This window comes from Hydrosulfovibrio ferrireducens, from assembly GCF_046883345.1.
Taxonomy (GTDB): Bacteria; Desulfobacterota; Desulfobulbia; order Desulfobulbales; family Desulfurivibrionaceae; genus Thiovibrio; species Thiovibrio ferrireducens.
The window spans coordinates 103,282-126,662 of record NZ_JALKCW010000006.1; the positions used below are offsets into that span (position 1 = coordinate 103,282).

Here is a 23,381-nt window from a genome sequence, read left to right on the forward strand (position 1 = left end):
TAATTTGGTTGAGATCTGAAAAACATACATTCATGCAAGAATGCACATCGATGGAGCAGCCGGGCTGATCCTTGGCCGAGGAATGGGATGTGACGCGGTGACATTCCGGTGGATTGCATCCCCGAAGATTCCCGCTACTTGTAATTTTTTTTGCGCATCTTGTCAATGGAACTCATTAATGATAGCCGGGTTTTTCAAGAAAATTTCGTGGAAAACCCAAGGGAGTTCCACCGTGAATATTTTTGACATCATCCGGCAAAAAAGGTATTAAATTCCGGTTGAGCATCGTCGGGACGGCGGCGGGCGGTGTTGCCCGCTTGAGCAGGAGTCCGTTTCGTTTCCGGATACATTTTGCAGGATAGTCCCATGAAAGAAATCAAGGTTGGTTTGCTGGGTTTTGGCACAGTCGGCAGCGGTTTAGCAGAGGTTCTGTTGCAGCAGGCCGAGCGGCTGCGGCGGAAAACAGGCGCCTCCATCCGGTTGTGCCGGGTTGCGGATATCCGTCTTGAAGCATTGCCCCCGCAATTTAAGGAGGTTGAGCTGGTCCGGGACGCGGACCTGATCTTCAAGGACCCGGAGATCGACATCGTGGTCGAGCTCATCGGCGGGATTGAGCCGGCGAAAACCTTTATTTTGAAGGCCATAGAGCATGGCAAGCATGTGGTCACCGCCAACAAGGCCCTTGTCTCCCAGCACGGCATGGAGATCTTTGAAGCCGCGGCCAGGAAAAACGTCGAGGTCGGCTTTGAGGCCAGCGTCGGCGGCGGCATTCCGGTGATCAAGGCCCTGAAAGAGGGGCTGGTTGCCAACAAGATCCTCTCGATCATGGGCATCATGAACGGGACGGCCAATTATATCCTGAACAAAATGACCGACGAGGGCATGGCTTTTGCCGAGGTGCTGAAAGAGGCCCAGGAAAAAGGATACGCCGAGGCAGACCCCACCTATGATGTCGAGGGAATTGACACGGCCCACAAGCTGGTGATTTTGATGACCATGGCCTACGGCATGCGGATGAGCCTGAGCGATGTCAGCATCGAAGGAATCTCCCAGATCGAGCCCATTGACATCGATTTTGCCCGGGAATTCGGCTACCGCATCAAGCTCCTGGCCATCAGCCGGAATCATGGCGACACCGTGGAGGCCAGGGTGCATCCGACCATGGTGCCGGAAAAGGATCTGCTGGCCAACATCGGCGGCGCCTATAACGGCATCCAGTTCACTGGGGACATGGTGGAGGACATCCTGCTCTATGGCCAGGGCGCCGGCAAAATGCCCACCGGCAGCGCGGTTGCCGCGGACGTGGTCGACATCGCCCGGAACATCCTCTGCAACAGCATCAACCGGGTGCCGTGCCTTGCCTATCTGCCGGAGGAGATCAAGCCCCGGTCCATCACCCCCATGGAGAGCCTGCGCGGCTGTTATTATTTCCGGATGACCGCCATGGACAAGCCCGGCGTTCTCTCCACCATCGCCGGGATTTTGGCGCATCACAACATCAGTATCGAATCGGTTCTCCAAAAGGGCAGGCAGAAAAAGGGCACCGTGCCCGTGGTGATGATGACCTATGAGGCGGAGGAAGCCTCGGTGCGCAAGGCACTGGCCGAGATCGACGCCCTGGATATCTGCACCGACAAGACGGTGAAGATCCGGATCATGAAGGCCCATGCGGAATAGCAACAACATGAAATATATCATTCTGGTCGGTGACGGCATGGGGGATCTGCCCATTGCCGAATTGGGCGGCAAAACCCCCTTGGCGTATGCCAAAACCCCGGCCATGGACAGGATTGCTAGCCAAGGCGAGCTCTGCCTCGTCCGCACCGTGCCCGAGGGGTTTCCCCCTGGCAGCGATGTGGCCAATCTCTCCCTGCTCGGGTATCTCCCGCATGAGTGTTACAGCGGCCGCGCCCCCCTGGAAGCCGCCAGCCTTGGCGTTTCCCTGGCGCCCGGTGAAATTGCCTTCCGCTGCAACCTGGTTACCCTGCGTTTCGAAGCAGATCGGGTGTACATGGAGGATTACAGCAGCGGCCATATCTCCAGCCCGGAGGCAAGAATCCTGATCGAAGGAATCGAGGCGGTTGCCGGCACCGACCGATTGCATTTTTATCCCGGAGTCAGCTACCGGCATCTGCTCGTGCACTCCGGCGAGGTCGGGCCGCTGGTCACCGTGCCGCCCCATGATCATACCGGCCGCGAGGTGACCGAGTTCTGGCAGCGGTACAACCGCATCCCCCATCTGCAGGAAGCCCTGAAAAAAGCGGTGGATTTTCTCGCTGACCATCCGGTGAACCGTGAGCGGCGGGCGGGCCAGCATAATCCCGCCAATGGTATCTGGCTCTGGGGGGAGGGCAAGGCGCCTTCCATGCCGTCCATCAAGGAGCAGTTTGGCGTTGAGGGCGCTTTGATTTCCGCGGTCGATCTGCTCAAGGGCATCGGCGTGTATGCCGGGCTTGAGATCATCAATGTGCCGGGCGCCACGGGATATCTGGACACCAACTATGCAGGCAAGGCCGCGGCCGCCATTGAGGCGCTGCAGGAAAAAGATCTGGTCTTTGTGCACGTTGAAGCGCCGGACGAAGCCGGGCATCAGGGCAGTCTCAAGGACAAGCTCCAGGCCATCGAGGATTTTGACGCGAAGATCGTGCAGCCGATTTTTGCAGCGCTGCTGGCGAGCGGGCATGATTTTCGCCTGGCCGTGGCCATGGATCACTGCACGCCGCTTTCCCTGAGAACCCACAGTTCTGAACCCGTGGCCGTGGCCATTTATGATTCGCGGCCGGGGCGGTCGGGCAGCGGTCTTCCCTATGACGAGCAAAGCGCTGCCAAGGCAGGGGAGCTGCTGGAGGATGGCCGGCAGTTTTTTCTGCGGGTGTTGGGGCGCTGATGGCTGATGCGCGCCTGGACATGCAGGAACCGCTGCATCACCACCGCTGCCGGGTGATTTACGGCGATACGGATTCCGGCGGGGTGGTGTATTATGCCAATTATCTGCGCTACTTTGAGGCGGCCCGCACCGAATTGATGCGGGAACGGGCGATCTCCTACAGGGAGATGGAACAGCAGGGGCTCATCATGCCGGTGGTGGAATGTCATGTCCGGTATAAGGCCTCGGCCCGCTACGACGACCTCTTGCTGGTGGAAACCTGCCTTGTGGAGGTGAAGTCCCGGACATGCCGCTTTAATTACCGGATTATCCGGGAAAATGACGGGAAAATGCTGGCCCAAGGATATACCACCCACGCGGTGGTCGATTGTGACGGTAGATTGACGAAATTTCCAGAGGCGTTGCTTGCCGCCTTGCGGGATCAGTCCCCGGATGCTGCTTAATCCCTTTATTTTCCTTGACATTCTCTCAATATAGAGTATTATCACAAAATTGACGCGGGGTGGAGCAGTTCGGTAGCTCGTCGGGCTCATAACCCGAAGGTCGTTGGTTCAAATCCAGCCCCCGCTACCATGTAAATGTTAAGGACTTGGCGTAGCTGCCGAGTCCTTTTTTTTGTTGCAGTGTCCTTGGCTGGGTTCAGGCCGGATGCTGTCTTTCGCAGCTCGTTTGGCTGATCGGTAATAAGGGGGGAATATGGCGGCGACCGTTGACGAGGTAACCATCAATTATGAAGAAGACGGGATCGTGGTTGTCAAGGAACTCGAGAAGGTTATCCTGTCCAAGGGCGCCTGGGCCACGATACTGTTTCGCTATCAGCAGTGGGATGCCAAAAAGAATGAATACAGTCCGGATCGGTATTCCATCCGTCGCTATCGCAAGGTCAACGGCGAATACAGCCCGCAGTCCAAGTTCAATATCTCCAGCCCCGATCAGGCGCAAAAGATTGTCGATGCCTTGCAAGGCTGGCTTGCGTAACCTTGATGCGCCTTTGCGCAATCTGTACGGGTGATTCCGGGCAACACCCTTTCTGCCTTGGAACCTCATGGAGTTTTCATCTTCGCAGGACGTCCTTTATGGTTGGCGGTTTTTGCGGAAACAAGCTATAGTTTTTGACGTACTACTCTTGATTTTCGACGTACAGACGGGTTGAGAGCATGCATATTACGATCAAGACACACCGTATCCGCAACACAACGATGGTGCTGGCAAACGCCATGCGCCGTTCGCGTGCGACCACGCACTTTGTTGAAAAGTTGCCGAGCCGTTAGGCCAAGCGATGAATACTCCCCCTGCAAATACCCCTCGGCAAAAGCGGGTTTCTTTCGCGCTCCTGCTGCTGCTCATCCTTCTTGGCTGGTGGTTTTTCTTCGTTTACCAGCGGCCGGTTCCCACACCCGAGATCACTCCCATTGCTGTTACGGCGCGCGGAGATCTCGCGGCTGACGAGCAAAGCACCATCGCTCTTTTTCGTTCCGCCTCGCCGGCGGTGGTCTATATCACCAATATCGAAGTCCGACGGAACATCTTCAGCCTCAATATCCACGAGATTCCTCAGGGAACTGGCTCCGGCTTTGTCTGGGACAAGCAGGGAAGGGTAGTGACCAACTATCATGTTATCGAGTCTGCCAGCAGGGTCGAGGTCACCCTGGCGGATCGTTCCACCTGGCAGGCCACCCTGGTGGGTGTTGCTCCGGACAAGGATCTGGCGGTGCTGCAGATTTCGGCGCCGGCGGAGAAACTCTCCCCGCTCCCTCTGGGTGAGTCCCATAATCTGCTGGTGGGGCAGAAGGTTTTCGCCATCGGCAATCCCTTTGGCCTTGATCAGACCCTTACCTCCGGCATTGTCAGCGCTCTTGGCCGGGAGATCCAGTCGGCAACCGGGCGCACCATTCAAGGGGTTATTCAGACGGACGCCGCCATCAACCCCGGCAACTCGGGAGGCCCCCTGCTTGACAGCGCCGGACGTCTTATCGGGGTGAATACTGCCATTTACAGCCCCTCCGGCGGCAGCGCCGGCATCGGCTTTGCCGTGCCGGTGGACGTGGTGGCCGAGGTGATTCCGGAGATTATCCGGCATGGGCGGCTGATCCGGCCCGGTCTTGGCATTGCCGTAGCGGATGACCAGATTGCCAAGCGGATTGGGGTGGCAGGGGTGCTGGTCATGAATATCGAGCCGGGCAGTTCCGCCGAATCCGCCGGACTCCGGGGAACACGGCGGGTTCGCGGGGAGATCGTCATCGGGGATGTCATTCTCGCCGTTGACGGCCACAAGGTTTTTTCCTACGACGATTTGCGCAATGCCATGGATCGCTACAAGGTCGGGGATGCGGTCACCCTGACCATTGAACGGGAGGAGCGGCAGATACAACTGCCAGTGGTACTGGAAGAGGTGGGATAGCTTTGTGACCTGGTGGACCCGCGCCCTTAAGAGTCTTATCTCCATAAACGAGCAGCGACTGGATCTGTTTCGGGTGTTTCCCGGAATACGACGGTTTCTCGCCGCCCGGCATCATTACGCCTATCTCCGGACCGCCGGCGATATTCTCTTTGCCCTGGTGGTTGTTTCGGGTCTTTTCGGTCCCAAGGATGCGCGGAGCAATGTCGCGGTATTCCTTTCCTGGGGCCTGATCTGGCCCAGCATTGTGCTGAGCTGGTTTTTCGTGGGCAGGATGTGGTGCGGGATCTGCCCTTTCCCCGGGCTTGGCGTCTTCCTGCAACGCCGGGGGATAAGCTTTTCCCTGAGCGTTCCGAAAATCCTGCAGAAATATGGGGTGTATGCCTCGGTTATTCTGCTGGCCCTCATCATCTGGACCGAGGTTGTTGCCGGACTTGACCGGTCTCCGGTGGGCACTTCGTATTTTGTCCTCTCCATTGTTTTCGGCGCGGCGCTGTTCTCGATTTTTTTCCCCGGACAGGCGTGGTGCAGGCATCTCTGTCCTCTGGGCCGCATCAGCGGCGCGGCGGCAACCCTTTCCATCACCGAGTTCAGGCCGGATCACGAAAAATGCCGCGGCTGCGAGACCTTTGCCTGCAAAAAAGGGCTTGCAGGCAAACGGGGTTGCCCGGTGTACCTTGGGGCCTACAATGTCCAGAATAATCTGCATTGTCTGGTCTGCGGCCATTGTCTCCCTTTTTGCGACCGGGACTCGCCGCAACTGCTCCTGCGCAATCCCTATTCGGAGCTGATTCGCAACAAGGGGCGCTACATCACCTGCTCGTATATCGTTCCGTTCCTCATTGGTTCCCAGCTCGCTCGTTTTCTGCGTAAAAAGGAGATCTACACCCAGCTTGCCGACTTCTCCGGTTGGTCGGACGCTGTTCTCTTCAGTCTGTTGCTGTTGATCGGTTTTGCCTTAAGTCTGGCGATTATCCGTTTTGGCGCCCGGTTGTTCGGAATCAATGAGGATCCCCTGTTCGGCAAGTTTTCCCCCATGGTCCCGATTCTGATCCCCATGGCCTTCACCGGGGAGCTTGTCTACCGGCTGGGATATTTTGCCGCGGGGGTGGGCGATTTCATCCCAACCGTCGGGCGTCAGATCGGAGCCGGGTTTCTGGAGAAGTTCTTTTTTACCATCCCTGATTTTCCGGTACAGATCCTTTCCGCATTCTTCATGCTCAACGGTTCCATTGCCGGATGCTATATCCTCTGGCAATTCTGCCTCAATGATTTCGAGGGCCATGTCCGTTTCCGGAACTTTCTCGGGATCAATCTCCTGATTATCGCTCTGCTCATTTTCTATCTGACTGTTATTTTTTAGGAGGTTGGAAATTATTTTCTGCGTTTTTTGGCTAGAAAATAATTTCGTTAACGCACGCCTCCCGTGTATCGGGGTTAGACGCCGTTACGCCTCGTGATGCACTTCTCGCCTTTCAGAAGATACGGATGTGCTGTTAACGGTTTTGCTGGGACTGGGTCATAAAGGAGAGCCGTTTGCGTTTGGCAAGCTCCCGCATGTCCATGGCCCGGTCTGATTCATCAATGATCTCCCTGCCCACAATTTCCTCAATGATATCCTCCAGGCTGACCACGCCGGTGACCGAGCCGTATTCATCAACCACCACAAAGAGATGTTTGCGGTGTTCGAAAAATTCGAGCATGACCGTGGTCAACCGTCCGGTTTCCGGGACAAAATGCACGGGTTGCATGAACTCCCGCAGGGTTTTCTCTTCGGCTCCGTGGGTTGCCAAGTTGAACAGATCCTTGCGCAGGAGAATGCCGATGACCTCATCCCTGTTTTTTTCATAAAGCGGAATCCGGCTGTGCATATTGAGCAGCCTCTCGTTGGCCTGCATTGCCCTGGTTACGGTGAGGTCGGCATCGAGCATGAAGGTGACGGTGAGCGGAGTCATGATCTGGCGGACGTTTTTATCCTTGAGATCGAGAATGTTGGTGATGACCCGGCGCTCCTGAAGACTTATCTCCCCGGATCTGTGGCTCTGCCGCGCCAGGGCCTGGATTTCCTGGGCCGAGACCAGGAGGCCGTCGTCCTTGGCCGGGAGAAGCCGGGTGATGGCCTGGATCAGCAGGATGAACGGGGCCAATAATTTTACCATCCACTGGAGGGGATAGGCGATCCAGACCGCTAGTTCCCGGCAGTAGGAAACACCCAGGGTTTTGGGGAGTATCTCCGAGAAGAGGAGAATGGCCAGGGTGAAGAATACGGAAAACCAGACCATGCTGTCGGCGCCAAACACCGCGGCGGCAGCGGCTCCGGAGAGCGTGGCGCCTGCGGTGTTGGCAATGGTGTTCAGGGTGAGCACCGCGGTGATGGGCCGGTGGATATCCTTTTTCATCTCCAGGAGAATCCGGCCGATCTTTTTGTGGCTCCGGCTGGTTATTTCGATATGACTCATCGGCAAGGAGTAGAACGCCGCTTCGCAGATGCTGCACAACGCGGAGACTATAATGGCAAAACCGACGGAAAGGCATAATTGCAGGATCAAGGGCGCCTCCATTTTTTCCAGGTGGATGGGGTTGGAAATGAGATTGCTGAAACGATCAGCAATCTAATGCAATTATTTGATTCTATCATGCAATTATCATTGCGTAAGGGGTACTCTGTATTATATAAAAAAACATCTCCTTCAATTAACTCCTTACAGGCAAGGAAAGTCGACCCGGACACCCCACCGAACCCTTCAGTTTTTTAAGATGGCGAGAACAGCTCTGTTTTCCGGATGCGCCACCATGGCTTTGTGCTGAAAGGTCCGAAGGGGATTACCATTCTATGGTTTGTATAAAAAAATGTTCGGTTTTTATTGTTGATCCGAATCCGTCGCACAAGGCGGCGTTCCAGGAATTGCTGGGGCGCTGGCCGCATCTTGTCTGTTATTGCACAACTATCGAGGAGTTCAAGCAGCTTCTCTCCGGGATTGTGCCGGATATCGTGTTGTGCAATCTCAATCTGCCCGGCCTGCACGAACAGGATTTCCTGCGCTATGTCAGCACCGCCTGCCCCCATGCGATCAGAATTATTTTTTCGGAAAAGACCGGGGCTGACGCCTTGGTCAGAACTGTGGCCACAGGGGCTGCGCACCGGGGGTTTTGTTTGCCCCTGAGCAAGGACTTGGGCCAATCGTTGGAGCACGATCTCTCCGTGCGCTCACGGATCAGAATGCGTAAATGCTGGGATTTCCTTGATAATGGGCAAGGGCTTCCCGCGCTTCCGCCGGTGGTGCATGAACTGGAAGTCATTCTCCAGAAGCCCGATTATGCCTTGAACCAGGTTGTCGAGGTTCTTGGCAAGGATCCGGTCCTTGCCGCCCGGCTCCTGCAGATGGTGAATTCCGTGCATTTTTCCCGGGGAATGAAGATTGACGATCTCCATCGGGCCGTAAGCTGCCTCGGCATCAGCAGGACACGGAAGATGGTTCTTTTCCTCTGCGCGCTCAACCATTTCCAGTATCCGAAAAAATATCATCCCCATGCCCTGAAGATCATTGACCACAGCATCCAGTGCGGCAAGCTCGCCGGACTCATCGCCAAAACGCTTGCCCCGGGACAGGAGAGGACCGCGGTTACGGCCGGACTTCTCCATGATATCGGCAAGCTGGTCTTTCTTGCTTCCCTTGATGAGGTGTTGCACCATTCCCCCACATTTCTAAGACGGTACGGCCTGTTCGCCACCGAGATGGAAGAGCAGCTTTTCGGCATTAGCCACCTGGAGTTGGGCAGCGCCTTGCTCCTCTGGTGGAATCTTCCCCTGGTCATGGTTGACGCCGCGGCAAATCACGGCCAGCCGCTCAACTCGCTGCAAGGGGTTCCGTTATGCGTGGCCATTGCCGACCGGTGTCTTCTCAAGATCGCCAACGGAGAGGCGTTCACCACGGATTTCAATCTGCTTTCCCAGGATCTGCCCGTGGAGCACTGGCTGCAATGCGCCCGCTCCATGACCATGGAAAAAATCATGCCCATTGCCGCATGATCCCCATTCCGTTGCATCGGTTTTTTATAATCAGCATTCCACCTTGAGGAGTACATGCATGCTGCAGTTCAGTAAGGTTGAGCCCAAGAACTATGCCGGGGATCTTCTTGTATATCTGGTGCGTCAGTCCGGCAAGGGAGCTCCCCGTTGCGGTGTGGGAATGGTTGATGAGGTTCTCCGGCGGGTGCATGCGCTTGGGGATTTTTCCGGAAAAGAGGGAGAGCACCTGCTTTTTTATCCGGAAAAAACAAAACAGGGCGTTTTTGCCGCACAGCGGATACTGGTTGTCGGTCTGGGCAAGGAGGATTTCAGCCAGGAGTTGTTCCGCAAGGCAGGGGGGACCATCGTCTCCCTGGCCATGAAGAGCAAGGCCAGGGATCTGTTGCTCGTGGCGCCTGATCTTGACTGCGACTTGACCGAAATGGTCGAAGGGCTCTCGGAAGGACTTGTGCTGGGCGCCTACCGGTTTCGAAAATACAAAACCAAAAAGGATGCGGATGGCCCGGGCGAGATGTTGCAGCAGGCAGCCCTGTATAGCGCTGACCGCACAGGGACAGGCAAGGCGATCAAGCTGGGGGAAATCGTCGCCCAGGCTGCCTGCCGGGCTCGCGATATGGCCAATGAACCGGCCAGCCACTGGACCCCGAGCCATTTCTCCGAATACGGCAGGCAGTTGGCTGCTGCCCACGGCATGACCTGCACTGTTCTGACTCAGGCTCGGTTGAAAAAACTGGGCATGGGCGGGATTGTCGGGGTCAATCAGGGATCGGCCTGCCCGCCGGAAATGGTGATCCTCGAATATGCGGTGAAACCTAGCGCGCCGACCCTGCTGCTGGTCGGCAAGGGACTCACCTTTGATTCCGGCGGTATCTCGCTCAAACCGAGCGCCGGGATGGAAGAGATGAAGTACGATATGTGCGGGGGGGCCGCGGTTCTGTGCGCCATGCAGGCGGTTGCCCAAGCGAAACTCAAGGGCTTGAATCTGGTGGCGATTGTGCCGGCCACGGAAAATCTCCCCGGCCCGGCCGCCCTGAAGCCTGGAGATGTGATCACCCAGTACGGCGGCAAAACCGTGGAGGTGGTCAACACCGATGCCGAAGGCCGTCTGATTTTGGCCGATGCCCTGGCCTACGGCATCAAAAAATACAAGCCGGACATGGTCATCGACGTTGCCACCCTGACCGGCGCCGTCATCATTGGTCTCGGGCATCATCACACCGGCCTGCTCTCCAATGACGAGGATCTGTGCGAGCAATTGCTTGCCGCGGGGGCGCGCAGCGGCGAACCTCTCTGGCGGCTGCCCCTGGACCCGGAGTATACCAAGCAGCTCAAGTCCGAGATAGCGGATATCAAAAACGTCGGGAAAAAAGACGGCGGCGCCATTACCGCCGCCTCTTTTCTCAAGGAGTTTGTCGGGGAGACCCCTTGGGCCCACCTGGATATTGCCGGCACGGCTTGGGATTTCACCGAAAAATCCTATATCCCCAAAGGGCCTTCCGGGATAGCGGTGCGCACCCTGTTTGATTTTGTCAGAAAGTGGAAGAAATGACCGATGGGGCAGACGCTCAGTCTACGGTTTTTTTGTTGTTCCCGGAGATGGCCCTGCTCCGATGGTGTGAACACTCGGTTACGAGCTTGTCCGCAGTAAACCTTTGGTTCTCGCCCGCTGCTTTTGCGGTCCTTGACCGCTCCTCAAGTGCAAAACCCTCGCCGTAGCGCTGTCCGCATCCGTTTTTATTTCTTTGGCAATTGCGCTTTCCGGCCAGCGGGTTGCGCCGGCTGAGAAGAATTGCCGGCCGCTGCCAGATCCTTGACCTGCTTCATGGCCCGGATATAGACTTCGCAGGTCTCGCATTGCCCAAAATCCTTGGAACAGGCAGTATTGGCGCGTTGCCAGCAGGGGATGGACCTGTCGATGTATGCCGAGCACCGGTCTCTTTTTTCCGGGGGGCATTTGGTTATTTCCCAACAGGGGGTGAGTTCGAGCAGCATCTTGATGCCGGGAATGCTGATACCCTTTTCATGGATAAGGGTGCGCAGGCAGGTGATCCACTCAACATCGTTGTTCGAGAAATAGCGTTTGTTGCCTTGCCGGGCGGGCTTGATCAACCCCTCTTCCTCATAGATCCGCAAGGTTCGCGGGTGAACGGAGAGAAGTTTCGCCGCAACACTGATCGGGTAAATCGGTTCGCTGTTGTCAAGTGCCATGTGCCGCTCCGTGTATATCCGTCTTTCATGAGCAGAGCATGGAGAAGGCCACCGTTCGGGCGACCCTTCTCCAATGATTCATTCTGTTACAGGCCGCGCAGGGTTTCCAAGACCTTGGGATCGGCTTCGTCTTCGGCCAGAATGACATGGCAGGTCTCACAGTCCATGGAGATGATTTCACCGGCCTTGGTTGTATGGCTGCCATCGTGACAGCGGAAACAGCCCGAATCATTTTTGTGCCCAAGGAAATTTCTGTAGGTGTTCCATTCTATTTTCATTTCCGGGAAAACATTTTCCACGTAGGCCGCCTGGATGCCGCTGATCGCCTGTCCCAGAAGCGGCAGGTTGTTGTTCACCAGGGTTGGATAATCCCTCCGGTATCGGGCCCGGATTTCCGTGGCAATGGTGTTTTTGGCTTCCTCATGGCTGGCATAGGTTCTCGTGATCAACTCCAGGGCAATTTTCTTTATGTAGGGGAGGGAAACAGGGATATCCCCATGGGCCAGCTTTTGATCCAGGGCTTCATCAGGCGGGAGGTAGATATGGGTGGGGCGATTATGGCAGTCGACGCAATCCATGGTCCGCACTTTCCCGGCAGGTCCGGCGCCGGTATCCGTCTCTTTAGTGAAAACAATCTCGGTGCCGTCCGGCTTGGAAAGTCTCACTTCGCTGATTTTTTCCCGGGCCGTATCCGTGTGGGTATAGGTTATCTCGTTTTGCGGGGACACATGCCAGTGAATGCCATGGGCATTACTGCCCCGGTAACCGCCGGAGCCAACCTTGAGGAGGAGCACGGTTTGGAGATGGGTGTTTTTTTCATCGGGCAGGAATTTATCCCTGATATAGAGCTTGTCTCCATGGAATAATTCAGGCCGGTGGCATTGCTCGCAGGTCTCCCGGGCCGGCCGCAAACCGTGGACCGGGGTTTGAATCGGCCGGCTGTATGTGTTGAAGGCAACGGCAAAGATCTGTCTGACCCCGGAAATTTTCGATTTCACAAACCATTGGGCGCCTTGGCCGATATGACATTCCACGCAACGAACCCGTGAATGGGGAGAATTCTTGTAGGTGGTGTACTCAGGGGCCATGACCGTATGGCATAATTGCCCGCAAAATCCGATGGATTCCGTGTAGTGGTAGCCGGTGTAGGAAATAAGGCCGAGGATGAAAAGATTGAGCAAGGTAAGACCGGATATCAGGAAGACAAGTTTTCGTACCTTGGCGAATCGGTTCGGGGCGGAAAATTGTTCTTTCAGGTAGTCGTAGGTGAAGAGGCTGACCCCTTCCTTGCCCTTGAAGAAGAAAAGGCCCAGAAAAACAAGGAGCAGGCTCACCATGAAGAGCGGACCTAAAACCAGATAGATGATAAAACCGAAATAGGGATTTTCCACGATTCCCATGATGTCGAGAACCGCCGCAACCAGCAGGATCGGAAAGGTGACGGTGGTCAGAACCGCCCCCATGAGGGAAACCTTGCTGCGGGCAATGCTATTGACAAACGTCTTGACGATGTCTGTGAATGTGGCCAATGCTCATCCTCCCGTCTCGATAATGTTCATGGTTGCATGTTTCGCACAATACCGGCTCCCTTGTAATCTATCATGGATATGTGTAAAGAAAAAACAAATTATTCTAATAAGTTACATGCAAAGTCAGGGTGTCAGCATTCCGGCATTAAAAAAGGAGCAGCATTTGTTGAAATAATAATGACCACTTTTTGGGTAATCGCAATATTGCAAAAAAAATGAAGAAGACCCGCAAGGCGCCGTGCCCCATGGCGCTGATTTTCAGGGTTTGCCGGCAGGCGAAGGCAGATGCGCGCAGTGGCTCGTGGCCGGGCAGGTCATGCATTCATGGATCTTTCCCTCACTGGATTCGGATATTTCCGCAGCTTGTTTGTTGCGGGAGCATTCGAAGATTATTTCCATCTCTTCGCGGTCCAGGGTTTCTGTCTGCAGGAGAGTCTCCGCCAGGTGTCTCAAGAAAGGTTTTTCTTGCAGAAGGATGGCATGTGCTTTCTGGGAGCATTCCTCCACCAGTTTGCGCACTTCCATGTCGATGTGTCTGGCGGTAATTTCGCTGTAGATCAGCGAATTTGTCTGGTCTCCCAGAAAGCCTTCCTCTGATTTGGCGTAGGCCAGTGGGCCGATAACCTCATTCATCCCCCATTGGCATACCATCTTGGTGGCGATCTGGGTGGCGCGCAGGAGATCGTCTTCCGCGCCGGTGGTTTGCTGGTTGAGGCCGATTTTTTCCGCGGCTCGGCCGGCCATGAGAATGGCGATCCTGGTCTGCAGGTATTCCTTGGTATGGGCCTGACGGTCGGTAAGGTTTTGCTGTAGGGTGTGTCCCATGGCTCGTCCGCGGGGGATAATGCTGATCTTTTGAATGGGATCGGCCTCTGGGAGATGGCGGGCAACAATGGCATGGCCAGCCTCGTGATAGGCCATGGTTCGCCGGTCATCCTTGCTGATCACGAAGCCCTTGCGCTCGATGCCGATGAGAATCCGGTCTTTTGCCTCGTTAAAATCGTCTGCTTCGATGGCCTCCTTGTTTTCCCGGGCCGCGATCAGGGCAGCCTCGTTCACGAGATTGGCCAGTTCCGCGCCGGTAAAGCCGGGGGTGTTTCTGGCAACCTCCGCCAGATCGACATTTTCCGAGATGATCAAGCGTTTGCTGTGCACCTGAATGATTTTCAGCCTCCCTTTCACGTCGGGGGGCAGGATGGTGATCTGCCTGTCGAAGCGGCCGGGGCGTCTCAGGGCCGGGTCAAGGATGTCCGGGCGGTTGGTGGCGGCCAGGACGATGATGGTGTCGTCGCGGCCGAAGCCGTCCATCTCGACCAACAGGGCATTCAGGGTTTGCCCCCGTTCATCCTGGCCTCCGACCGATCCTGCCCCGCTGCGGTGGGCGCCGACCGCATCGATCTCGTCAATAAAGACGATGCAGGGCGCATTTTTTTTTGCTTCCCGGAAAAGATCCCGGACCCTCGAAGCGCCAACCCCCACGAACATCTCCACGAAATCGGAGCCGCTGAAGCTGTAAAATGGAACCCCGGCCTCGCCGGCAATGGCTTTTGCCAGCAGGGTTTTACCCGTGCCGGGAAGGCCTTGCAGCAAAACGCCCTTGGGCAGGCTGGCGCCAAGCCTGCTGAATTTTTTCGGCTCTTTGAGGAAGTTGACTATTTCCCTGAGTTCCTCTTTGGCCTCCGGGATGCCGGCAACATCATCAAAGGTTATGGGTTTGTTGTTTTTGTCGAAATGAATCGCCTTGTTTTTGGCGAATTCAGGCTCCTCTTCGGATTTTCGTTGCTGGGTCCGCATCACAAGCAACCCGCCTATAAGAATGATGCTGATCGGCAGTGTGACCGTAAAGAAGTTGCCAAATGGCGAAGGACGGTCATCTTCCGTGATGATGGCGACTTTCTTTTGGACCAGCTTGCCCATCAGAGTATCCACATCTGGGGAAAAGGTGGAAAACTCACGGCCATAAATATCCGTGAGCGAGATGTTTCCGCCCTTGAGGTGTACTTCCGCGATCTCGCTGTTCTCCAGGTTGGTCAGGAAGTCGTTGTATTTCAGGGAAGGGCGGGTGTTTTCCAGTTTCCAGAACAGAGCGGTGGCAAAGCCAATAATTCCGAGTACGGCGATGAGGAAGAGCGTGTAGACAAGCTTGGTCATGGCAACCTCGTTCTGTTGTCGATGTGTGCACGCGCCACGGTCTGGCTATGTACGGGGTGCCTGGTGCCTCTCCCCCGTGCTTTTCATTGTACTGGAAGCGGTATTCGGCTGCCAATCATAAATAAAAAAAGCCCGTAACGTACGCAGAGTACGTCCGGGCTTGTCTGTGTGCTGGTGTTGCGCGCGTGTTTTTGAAAGAGGTTCCTTGCAAAAAAATACGATTATATGCCGGTGAAGGCGGTAAGCCATCCTTTTACAAAACCTGTGATCCCGTCGGTTGTAAGCAGTCCCCCGATAAAAAACAAAAAACCACCCAGGCCGATGAGCGCTCCGGCGCAAAGAATAATCCCCACTCCTGCCTTGGATATCTCCTGTCCGACAGAGGTGTCGGGTTCCGGTTCTCCAAGGAAGGCAGGGGGTCTGACCTTTACTCTCGCCCTTGCCCTGGAATCAGACCGGATTGGAACTATCTCCAGCATGGATGCCGAGATGTTTTTGCTTCTCATCCGCCGGTTACCGCTGAAATCCACGCGCTGGTCAGAGCAAGAGGCCCGCCGGTGGCGATCAATGCCCCGACAAAACAGGCCACAGCCCACAGACCTGTCAGGGTTGAGAGCGTGCCAAATACTGCCAATGCTCCGGTTGAAACCCTGGTGTTTGCTGCTTCTCGTGCTACAGATTTGGTCCGGCTTTTGCTTTTTGCCAACGATGCGTGTGTCATGATTCGCCTCCTTTTCGTGGGGTGAATGGTTCCGTACTCCGTCACTCGTTAAAAATACTATAAGTGTTTTTGGAGGGAAGTCAATCATAAAAAATGCGTAATTTCAGCAAGTTAGATGTAAGCTGCAGGTGTGAGAATTACGGAATTGCGATGGTGCAGCATCAGGTGAATATTCAATTTTCCGTAATGCTGACAATTCAGGATGGCAAGTGTTGGCCGGGCGGGGAAGGGGGCGGGCACGGAGGGCCGTGCCCGCTGTGGGTATATATTACTGCATGGGAGAATGCGGCATCTTCTTTTGCATGTGCATTCCGCCCATGAGCGGCTTGATGGTGGCCATGCTGATGTTCGCATAGGTTTCGATGGCGCCGCCGTTTGCCTTTTGGAATTCTTCCGCCATAGCGCGAGTCGCAAAGGGAATCAGCTCCTTGCCCATGGGGCCCATTTCCTTGCTGTCGATCACATAATGCGCCGCCTTGCCGTCAAGCCAGGCGCCGGTTTTGAAATCCTTCACCCATACCGCCGCCACCTGCTCCGGTGTGCGTTCAGGGGCGAATTTCTGCATGTTGAGAAGAAAACGGAACATGCATTTGCTGCCGTCAAAGGCGCTCATGGTTCCGTCCTGGAAGATGACCTGGGTCTGCCATTGGGGGTAGCGGTGCGGATACATGCCGCAAGCCGCGCAACTCATTGTCTCGGTGATCGGCTGGGGTTTAGGTCCTGCGGCGAATGCCGGGACGCAGGTCAGCAGCATTGCCACGCTCAAGAATGCGAGGATAATTCGTTTTGTGCAAGTGTCGCCAGGCTGTGTGGTGCGCATGGTGTCTCTCCGGGTGAAGGGTGTCGTGGTTATTTGCTGGGAGGATATTTTTGCAGCTTGCGTTGCAGGGTTCTCCGGTGCAGGTCGAGTTTTTTGGCCGCCAGGGAGATATTGCCGTCGCAGTCGGTGAGCACGCGATTGATGTGTTCCCACTCGGCCCGGGCCAGGGAAGGGGCGGAAAACTCATCCTGGTCGATCTCCAGGGCAAGTTTGGGGTTCCTGGCAAAGGCCCCGAGAATATCGTCCACATCCGCCGGTTTCGGCAGGTAATACAGAGCCCCAAGCCGGACCGCCTCGGTGGCCGTGGCGATACTGCCATAGCCGGTGAGTACGACAATCTGCATCTCCGGGTTGATGGACCTGGCGGCAGGGATGAGCTCCAACCCTGATTTGCCGGGCATTTTAAGGTCAAACACCCCCATGTTTGGTTTTTTTGCCTCGATAATCCGGAGGGCTTCATCACAACCGCCCGCCGTGAAAACCGTGAACCCCCGTTGGCTAAAGGCCTTTGCCAACCGCTCCCGGAACAACTCCTCATCGTCAACGAGAATAATCGTTTTATTCATGAAATCCCTCCGGCGCATGGGCCGTGATCTGTTGCAAAGCAAAAAAAAGTGACACCTTTGAGCCTTTGCCCGGCTCGGAAATCAGGCTTAAGCCCCCGCCAAATCTTTCAGCTATTGACTTGGCAAGAAAGAGGCCAAGGCCCAATCCCTTGCCTGGTTCCTTGGTGGTAAAAAAAGGCTCCGTCGCCCGGGCGGCGATGTCCGGAGTCATGCCGGCGCCATTGTCCGTGACCTCAATATAAAGCCGTGTTGCGTCGTGCCTGCATTCCACCAGGACAGGCGTACTCGGGGCGGCATCAAGGCCATTCTTGATCAGGCCTCGGACAATGCGGCGCAGGGTGCGAAGCGGCATGCTGACCAACAGCCCGCCCGTACTGTTCGTATAATGTACCTGATTTTTGAGCGGCTCGGAAAAGGAATTGAGGAGATTTTCCATGAGTTCGTCCATGGAAAAATCCGTAAATGCCTCCCCCATCTGGTCTCCGGCATCGGCGGCCAGGTGAAAGAGGATATCCTTGCAGCGTGTTACCTGGTCGCGGATCAGGGTAACATCGGCAAGCAGTTCAGGAAACTCCGCTGCGTTATTTTTTTTCAGGGCATGGATCATTTCGCCGGCTGCCACGGCGATGGTTGACAGGGGGGTGGAAAATTCATGGGCTGCGCCTGCGGCCAGGGTGGCGAGGGAGGCCATGCGTTCGCTTTTGGTTTTTTCTTTCTGCAGATCCGCCAGAGTTTTCTGGTGTCTGGCCAGGGCCGTCTGAATCCGGCTGACAAAAAAAACAATGAAAAAGGCGGTTACGGCAAAGGCGACCCACATCCCTTGGAGATGGATCTTCAGGGGGTCGCTCAGGGTTTGCAGCATCGCCGGTTCCGGATGACAGGGCTGATTCATGCTTCCTTCGGCGGGCAGCACAAACAGGGCGGCATAGCAGCCGGTGGTGAAAATGGCCAGGCTCCACGACCATCTGGGCGGCATGAGGATGGCGCCAAGGGTGATATGCACCAGATAGAGAAAGGTGAAGGGATTCATCGGCCCGCCGGAGTAGTAGATGAGTCCGGTGAGCAGGGCGGTGTCCAAAAACATGACCAGCGCGAAAAAACGGTCGGCTATGGCTGTTTTTTTCCTTATCAAAAAACCGAACAGGAAATTGCTGATGATTTCAAAGGTGAGGATGCCGGAAATAATCCGGTAGGGGAGACTGATTTCAAGAAAAAAAAGAGCAATCAACACCAGGAGAACCTGGGCCGCCACCGCTCCCCAACGCAAATGCAGCAGCCAGGTAAAGGCGATTCTGGCCGGGGCGGTCTGGGTGTCATCCCCGCTGAAATTGTTTTGCCGGATAGCCGTATGCACCGTTTTACCCTCTTTTCTTGCGGAAAGCAGCATGGTTGTGTTGCCCTGATGAGCCTGTGTGCTGTGCTCGAAAACAACCCGTGATGCATACCATTTTTCGCGGGGAAGTTGAAGTGCTTCCTTGTGCCCTGTTGCAAATGCGACAATTTGTCGCATTTGCAACAGGGGGGCCTTGTGTTATGCACACTGAGGTGTTTCCTTATCTTGCAAACACGCATTGTCTGAAAACCATTTTTGTGCAGGAACCGTTTTTTAGAAATGTAGCACCTCTGCCGGGGAGCGTCATTTGTAAACGATACATCCTGCCCCCCACGCGAGGCTCATGACCCAATCTACTTCGACCAACATGGCGGAGATTTACCGCTTCCTTGCCCAGTCCATGCGCTACCCCAGCCCGGATTGGATGCAGGCTGATTATTTTTCCGCACTCAATACCTTTCTTGTCGAACTGGGCTGGGATGCCGAGGCGCAGACCATTCGCCAGGCAATCACCGAGGGTACGGACTGGCTTGAGCCTATCCAGGTGGAACACACCCGGCTGTTCGTCAATGCCGTTCCCTCCGTGGTCGCCCCGCCGTATGGTTCGATCTACCTCAGCGCCGACGGCATGCTCTACGGCCCCAGTGCCGATAAGGCCAAGGCTTTTTATCGGGAGCAGGGCTTCGATCTGGCGGGTGAGGCGGATATCCCCGATCATCTTACCTTTGAGCTGGAATTTCTGGCGCTGCTTGCCGAGGAAGGCAAGGGCCAGGAAGAAGAGATTTTTTTGCAACAGCATTTCAGACCATGGTTTCCCAAATTTCAAGCACGGGTTTTACAAGAGGGTCGTCACCCTTTTTATGGAGTTCTAGTTAATCTCATTGATTTTTTTACAAGGGAGGAAATGTGAAATGGCTTTGAATCTGACGAGACGTAAATTTCTCCAGACCGCATCCCTTGCGGCAGCAACGGCAGCGATGTCCGGCTGTTTTGCAAACAGGGCGACTGCGAGTACCCCGTTTGTCAAGAAACCGTTTACCGCACCGGGCAGCTTTGCCGACACCAAGACCGCTGTTGGCGGCGTCTGCGAAATGTGTTTCTGGCGCTGTCAGTTGGTGGGCAAGGTTCGGGACGGCAAGTTGGTGAAGCTTGAAGGTAACCCCAAGAGCATCGACAACGGTGCGAGCATCTGCGCCCGCGGCAACGCAGGCGTCAAGCTCCTTTATGATCCGGATCGTCTGAAATTCCCCATGAAAAACGTGGGCAAGCGCGGCGCTCCCCAGTGGAAGCGGATTACCTGGGATGAGGCTCTGGACGAGTGCGCCGCCAAGCTCAAGGGCGTGGTCGACAAGTACGGCCCCCACGGCATTGCCATGTTCCCCCACGGCTCCTCGGCAACCTACCCGATGGGCTTTTTCGAAAAAGTCGTCGGGACCCCGAATGTCTCCGAGGCCTCTTTCTTCCAGTGCCGCGGCATCCGCGACATGGCCTATGTCGCCACCCTGGACACCCCGCCGGACGAGAATGTCGACATGGCCAACGCCAAGGCGATCATGCTCCTGGGCGGCCATTTTGGCGAGAACGTCCATGTTTCCCATGTGAAGCGGTATCTCAAGGGCCTTGAGAACGGCGCCAAGCTGATCGTTGTCGATCCCCGCTTCTCCGCCTCCGCGGCCAAGGCGCATATCTGGGTCAAGATCAAACCCGGCACCGACACCGCCTTTTTGCTGGCGATCATGAACCATCTGATCAAGACCGGCAAGTACAACAAAGCCTATGTGGAGGCCAACGGCGTTGGCTTTGACAAGTTTAAGGCAGGCATCTCCCATGCCACCCTGGCCTGGGCTGCCAAGACCTGCGACGTTCCGGTCAAGCAGATCAAGGAAGTGGCCGAGCTTCTTGCTGCCAACTCTCCCAATGTCTCCATCCATCCGGGCCGCCATGTGAGCTGGTATGGCAACGATTTTCAGCGCGAGCGTTCTCTGGCCTGCCTCACCGGCCTGTTGGGAGCCATCGGCGTCAAGGGCGGTTTCGTTAAGGGCAAGGGCCCCAAGGTCGGCAAGGCCGGCGGCTGGCCCAAGATCAACGAAGAACATGCCGAGGAGCATGCCCTGCACCGGATGGCCAAGAAGCATCCGTTTTCGCCTCCCGGCACTCCGACCGATATGATCCGCGAAGCTGCTATCACCGGTAAGCCATATGCGATCAAGGGCTTTGTCGCTTGGGGCCAGAACCCCATTCAGACCATTCCCGATCAGGAGATGACCATCAAGATGCTGCAGCAGATGGATTTTGTCATGGTTTGCGATATCATGCCCACTGACATCACCATGTATGCCGACATCCTGTTGCCGGAATCCTCTTATCTGGAACGGTACGACATGATCAAGCCCGGCACCCAGTGGGATTTGTCCGGCAAGCAGGAGCAGTACATCTCCGCTCGCATGCCCCTGGTTTCCGTGACTGCCGCGGACCACGAGCGCAAGGATCCCGTCTGGATCACCAACGAAATTGCAAAGCGCATGGGACTTGGCCAGCATATTCCGGTTCAGACCATGGAAGAGAAAACAAACAAGGCTCTTGCCGGCGCGAACCTTTCCATCGAGCAGTTGGTCAAGGAAGACGGCATCCATGTGCAGCCCGGCGCTGATCCTTACGGTATGGTGCTCAAGGTGAATTTCTTCAGCCAGGAAGTCGCCGACGCGGGCTTCTCCGGCATTCCCACCTACATCCCGGTGCCCGAGACACCCAAGGGCTACGCCCGTCTGGTCTATGGCCGGTCGCCGGTCCACACCTTCAATCGTTCCCAGAACAATGCTTGGCTGGCCAATGAGATGCCGGAAAATCCGGTGTGGCTCAACGACGAATCCGCCAAGAAGATGGGACTGAAAGACGGCGATCGCATCGAGCTGGTCAACCAGGACGGAGTGAAATCCCAGACCAGCAGCGTGGTCAAGGTCACCCCCGGCATCCGCAAGGATACGGTGTACATGGCCCATGGCTACGGCACCAAGAATCCGGCCATGACCGTTGCTGTCGGCAAGGGTATCGACGATCAGAGCTTGATCACCAAGCTGGCTGTCGATCCTGAAACCGGTGCGCACGGCATGCGGAACAACTTCGTCAAGTTTGTCAAGAATGGCAAGGTGCTGAACATTCCCGCCTGAAAATGAGTGATTTGGCGAGATGATACCGCAGGGAAATTAACCAATTCGATTTATGGAGGTATGCCGTGAGTCAATACGGAATGATTATAGATCTTGAGAAATGTGTGGGCTGTCATGCCTGCTCCATCGCCTGCCGGGCCGAGTGGGAGGTTCCCACGGGCAAGGATTCGGCGGAGCGGGAACGGAGAAGAAACTGGGTAAATCGCCTCGGACCGAGCAAGACCCCACAGGGCTTGGCTTCCACCTATTATCCCGGCCTGTGCAACCATTGCGACAAGCCCGCCTGCGTGGATGTCTGCCCGGCGGACAAGGTTGAGGCCACCTTTACCGATGCGAAGACCGGAGCGACCAAGAAGATGGAAGTGGCCGCCACCTGGAAGGACCCTTTCAACGGCACGGTGCAGATCGACAAGGAACGCTGCATTGGTTGCGGCGCTTGCGCCGACGCCTGCCCGTATAACGCTCGTTATGTGAATGAGGAAGAGGGCGATCCCAAGGCCGATAAATGCACCTTCTGCGTGGAGCGGGTTGCGGTTGGGCTTGAGCCTGCCTGCGTGCAGACCTGCCTGGCCCGCGCTCGGATATTCGGCGATCTTTCCGATCCCAATTCCGAGGTTGCCAAGTACGTGAAGAAAGGCGCAGCCAAGCTGGAAAGCGCCAAGGTGAAGATCGGCCCCAATGTCCGCTATTACGGGAACAAAAAGGACATGCACCTGCTGACCACCACCTGCACCCCGAAGACCATGCCGCAGGCTAATCTGCGTCGGACCATCATGGCTCAGATGCTGAAGCCGGCCATGGATCAGGTCAAGGGTCTCGGAATGCTTGGGCTGGCTGGAGCGGTTATTGTGAAAGGCTTGAGCGAGGACGAGAAGGAATAAGTCGTTTCGCGTTTTTGCTGGTTATGAAAAGCCCCCGGTGCCGCAAGGCGTCGGGGGCTTTTTATTTGGGTGGGAGAAGTTTTCTTAAAAGTCTGTTTAGCAGGGCAGGCTTCCTTTAACAAGTTACATTATGTGGCGATTAAGATTTAACAATTCGTTCGATCTCTTTTTTTAGTGCCTCTGTTGCGTTGACAAAGTCAACCGTGGTCCCAGATACGGTTCCGGGCAGATTTGCATAGACTACGGCCTTGCTTCCGTTCCGGTAAGGGTAGGTTTCGACATTAACGGAAATCTCTCGGCCAGATAAGCGAACCCAAAACCGTTCTTTAAAAATTTTCCCTGTGACTGGGTCTTTTTCACCACCACGGACGATTTCTTTTCTTGCTAGCAGGGTGTTGAAAAACTCGTTTTTCGATGCCCTGCGTGCGATCCAGGGATGGACCGCCAATTTCGACGAGTCCTAACTCGTTGAAATTGTGAGATCGGACAGAATTCACTTCTGACCGATCGTGGTTGAAAAAAGCCAGGACGGCTTTTTTCAACATCCTGTTAGGAGACTGGGGCGGTTCCAGGTCCTTGGGACGAAAGCTCTTCAGCGAGGCCCAGGATTCGATGAGGGTGCCGTCAACGGTGAAATGATCGTCGGATAAAAGCCCCGCCTTCTCGGCTTGCTCGCAGATGGCCCGAAGA

Annotated in this window: 19 protein-coding genes, 1 tRNA gene and 1 pseudogene; 12 read left to right on the forward strand and 9 right to left on the reverse strand. The window is 55.7% G+C overall.

The features are described 5' to 3' along the window. Positions 1-366: 366 nt before the first annotated feature. The 7 genes from MWR57_RS01900 (at position 367) to MWR57_RS01930 (ending at position 6,648) form a co-directional block, all read left to right on the forward strand. Entirely contained in the window at positions 367-1,677 is a 1,311-nt protein-coding gene (locus MWR57_RS01900) for a homoserine dehydrogenase (protein WP_423123094.1), read from the forward strand. Between the two features lie 7 nt (positions 1,678-1,684). Further along, positions 1,685-2,887, forward strand: a complete 1,203-nt coding sequence (locus MWR57_RS01905; protein WP_423123095.1) for a cofactor-independent phosphoglycerate mutase — start codon at positions 1,685-1,687, stop codon at positions 2,885-2,887. Continuing rightward, positions 2,887-3,330 carry an acyl-CoA thioesterase gene (locus MWR57_RS01910; protein ID WP_423123096.1) on the forward strand — a complete coding sequence of 148 codons (444 nt, stop codon included), beginning with the start codon at positions 2,887-2,889 and terminating at the stop codon, positions 3,328-3,330. Before MWR57_RS01905 ends, MWR57_RS01910 begins: the two co-directional genes overlap by 1 nt. 53 nt (positions 3,331-3,383) lie before the next feature. After that, a tRNA-Met gene (locus MWR57_RS01915) sits at positions 3,384-3,460 on the forward strand. 123 nt (positions 3,461-3,583) lie between these two features. Further along, complete coding sequence (locus tag MWR57_RS01920) at positions 3,584-3,865, forward strand: hypothetical protein (protein ID WP_423123097.1); 282 nt, start codon at positions 3,584-3,586, stop codon at positions 3,863-3,865. Between the two features lie 301 nt (positions 3,866-4,166). Continuing rightward, positions 4,167-5,288 carry a S1C family serine protease gene (locus tag MWR57_RS01925; protein WP_423123098.1) on the forward strand — a complete coding sequence of 374 codons (1,122 nt, stop codon included), beginning with the start codon at positions 4,167-4,169 and terminating at the stop codon, positions 5,286-5,288. Positions 5,289-5,292: 4 nt separating this feature from the next. Beyond that, complete coding sequence (locus MWR57_RS01930; protein WP_423123099.1) at positions 5,293-6,648, forward strand: 4Fe-4S binding protein; 1,356 nt, start codon at positions 5,293-5,295, stop codon at positions 6,646-6,648. Positions 6,649-6,781: 133 nt separating this feature from the next. Here MWR57_RS01930 and MWR57_RS01935 read toward each other — a convergent pair whose 3' ends face one another. After that, entirely contained in the window at positions 6,782-7,834 is a 1,053-nt protein-coding gene (locus MWR57_RS01935; protein ID WP_423123100.1) for a hemolysin family protein, read from the reverse strand. A 284-nt stretch (positions 7,835-8,118) separates the two neighbouring features. Here MWR57_RS01935 and MWR57_RS01940 point away from each other — a divergent pair, with 284 nt between their 5' ends. Continuing rightward, positions 8,119-9,315 (forward strand): response regulator, encoded by a 1,197-nt coding sequence (locus MWR57_RS01940; RefSeq protein WP_423123101.1) that lies wholly within the window; start codon positions 8,119-8,121, stop codon positions 9,313-9,315. A gap of 58 nt (positions 9,316-9,373) precedes the next feature. Next, positions 9,374-10,864, forward strand: coding sequence for a leucyl aminopeptidase (locus MWR57_RS01945; protein ID WP_423123102.1), 1,491 nt, complete (start codon positions 9,374-9,376; stop codon positions 10,862-10,864). 185 nt (positions 10,865-11,049) lie between these two features. Here the strand turns inward: MWR57_RS01945 and MWR57_RS01950 are convergent, their stop codons facing one another. From MWR57_RS01950 to MWR57_RS01980, 7 genes are all read right to left on the reverse strand, one after another. Continuing rightward, positions 11,050-11,523: a MerR family transcriptional regulator gene (locus tag MWR57_RS01950; RefSeq protein ID WP_423123103.1), complete on the reverse strand. Its 474-nt coding sequence runs from the start codon at positions 11,521-11,523 to the stop codon at positions 11,050-11,052. A gap of 86 nt (positions 11,524-11,609) precedes the next feature. Continuing rightward, the gene (locus MWR57_RS01955; protein WP_423123104.1) at positions 11,610-13,052 is read right to left on the reverse strand and encodes a cytochrome c3 family protein; all 1,443 of its coding nucleotides are present in this window, start codon (positions 13,050-13,052) and stop codon (positions 11,610-11,612) included. Between the two features lie 258 nt (positions 13,053-13,310). Then, on the reverse strand, positions 13,311-15,203 hold the full coding sequence (gene ftsH, locus MWR57_RS01960; protein ID WP_423123105.1) for an ATP-dependent zinc metalloprotease FtsH: 1,893 nt from the start codon (positions 15,201-15,203) through the stop codon (positions 13,311-13,313). 221 nt (positions 15,204-15,424) lie between these two features. Continuing rightward, positions 15,425-15,709: a hypothetical protein gene (locus tag MWR57_RS01965; protein ID WP_423123106.1), complete on the reverse strand. Its 285-nt coding sequence runs from the start codon at positions 15,707-15,709 to the stop codon at positions 15,425-15,427. A 483-nt stretch (positions 15,710-16,192) separates the two neighbouring features. Beyond that, a complete protein-coding gene (locus MWR57_RS01970) occupies positions 16,193-16,744 on the reverse strand; it encodes a nitrous oxide reductase accessory protein NosL (protein ID WP_423123107.1) in 552 nt (183 codons plus the stop codon). A gap of 29 nt (positions 16,745-16,773) precedes the next feature. Beyond that, positions 16,774-17,310 (reverse strand): response regulator transcription factor, encoded by a 537-nt coding sequence (locus tag MWR57_RS01975; protein ID WP_423123108.1) that lies wholly within the window; start codon positions 17,308-17,310, stop codon positions 16,774-16,776. Beyond that, positions 17,303-18,697: an ATP-binding protein gene (locus MWR57_RS01980; RefSeq protein WP_423123109.1), complete on the reverse strand. Its 1,395-nt coding sequence runs from the start codon at positions 18,695-18,697 to the stop codon at positions 17,303-17,305. Before MWR57_RS01980 ends, MWR57_RS01975 begins: the two co-directional genes overlap by 8 nt. Positions 18,698-18,986: 289 nt before the next feature. On the opposite strand from MWR57_RS01980, the gene MWR57_RS01985 reads away from it, so the two are divergent. From MWR57_RS01985 to MWR57_RS01995, 3 genes are all read left to right on the forward strand, one after another. Then, positions 18,987-19,553 (forward strand): TorD/DmsD family molecular chaperone, encoded by a 567-nt coding sequence (locus MWR57_RS01985; protein WP_423123110.1) that lies wholly within the window; start codon positions 18,987-18,989, stop codon positions 19,551-19,553. Between the two features lies 1 nt (position 19,554). After that, on the forward strand, positions 19,555-21,810 hold the full coding sequence (locus tag MWR57_RS01990) for a molybdopterin-containing oxidoreductase family protein (RefSeq protein WP_423123111.1): 2,256 nt from the start codon (positions 19,555-19,557) through the stop codon (positions 21,808-21,810). A gap of 65 nt (positions 21,811-21,875) precedes the next feature. Next, a complete protein-coding gene (locus MWR57_RS01995; protein WP_423123112.1) occupies positions 21,876-22,691 on the forward strand; it encodes a 4Fe-4S dicluster domain-containing protein in 816 nt (271 codons plus the stop codon). A 557-nt stretch (positions 22,692-23,248) separates the two neighbouring features. Here MWR57_RS01995 and MWR57_RS02000 read toward each other — a convergent pair. Continuing rightward, positions 23,249-23,381: pseudogene (locus MWR57_RS02000) on the reverse strand (IS5/IS1182 family transposase); the annotation flags it as partial.

Coding starts and splice junctions, on each gene's coding strand:
- MWR57_RS01900 (WP_423123094.1), top strand. CDS start 367: ATGAAAGAAATCAAGGTTGGTTTGCTGGGTTTTGGCACAGTCGGCAGC.
- MWR57_RS01970 (WP_423123107.1), bottom strand. CDS start 16,744: ATGCGCACCACACAGCCTGGCGACACTTGCACAAAACGAATTATCCTC.
- MWR57_RS01905 (WP_423123095.1), top strand. CDS start 1,685: ATGAAATATATCATTCTGGTCGGTGACGGCATGGGGGATCTGCCCATT.
- ftsH (WP_423123105.1), bottom strand. CDS start 15,203: ATGACCAAGCTTGTCTACACGCTCTTCCTCATCGCCGTACTCGGAATT.
- MWR57_RS01920 (WP_423123097.1), top strand. CDS start 3,584: ATGGCGGCGACCGTTGACGAGGTAACCATCAATTATGAAGAAGACGGG.
- MWR57_RS01910 (WP_423123096.1), top strand. CDS start 2,887: ATGGCTGATGCGCGCCTGGACATGCAGGAACCGCTGCATCACCACCGC.
- MWR57_RS01925 (WP_423123098.1), top strand. CDS start 4,167: ATGAATACTCCCCCTGCAAATACCCCTCGGCAAAAGCGGGTTTCTTTC.
- MWR57_RS01965 (WP_423123106.1), bottom strand. CDS start 15,709: ATGAGAAGCAAAAACATCTCGGCATCCATGCTGGAGATAGTTCCAATC.
- MWR57_RS01985 (WP_423123110.1), top strand. CDS start 18,987: ATGACCCAATCTACTTCGACCAACATGGCGGAGATTTACCGCTTCCTT.
- MWR57_RS01950 (WP_423123103.1), bottom strand. CDS start 11,523: ATGGCACTTGACAACAGCGAACCGATTTACCCGATCAGTGTTGCGGCG.
- MWR57_RS01980 (WP_423123109.1), bottom strand. CDS start 18,697: ATGCTGCTTTCCGCAAGAAAAGAGGGTAAAACGGTGCATACGGCTATC.
- MWR57_RS01940 (WP_423123101.1), top strand. CDS start 8,119: ATGGTTTGTATAAAAAAATGTTCGGTTTTTATTGTTGATCCGAATCCG.
- MWR57_RS01945 (WP_423123102.1), top strand. CDS start 9,374: ATGCTGCAGTTCAGTAAGGTTGAGCCCAAGAACTATGCCGGGGATCTT.
- MWR57_RS01975 (WP_423123108.1), bottom strand. CDS start 17,310: ATGAATAAAACGATTATTCTCGTTGACGATGAGGAGTTGTTCCGGGAG.
- MWR57_RS01990 (WP_423123111.1), top strand. CDS start 19,555: ATGGCTTTGAATCTGACGAGACGTAAATTTCTCCAGACCGCATCCCTT.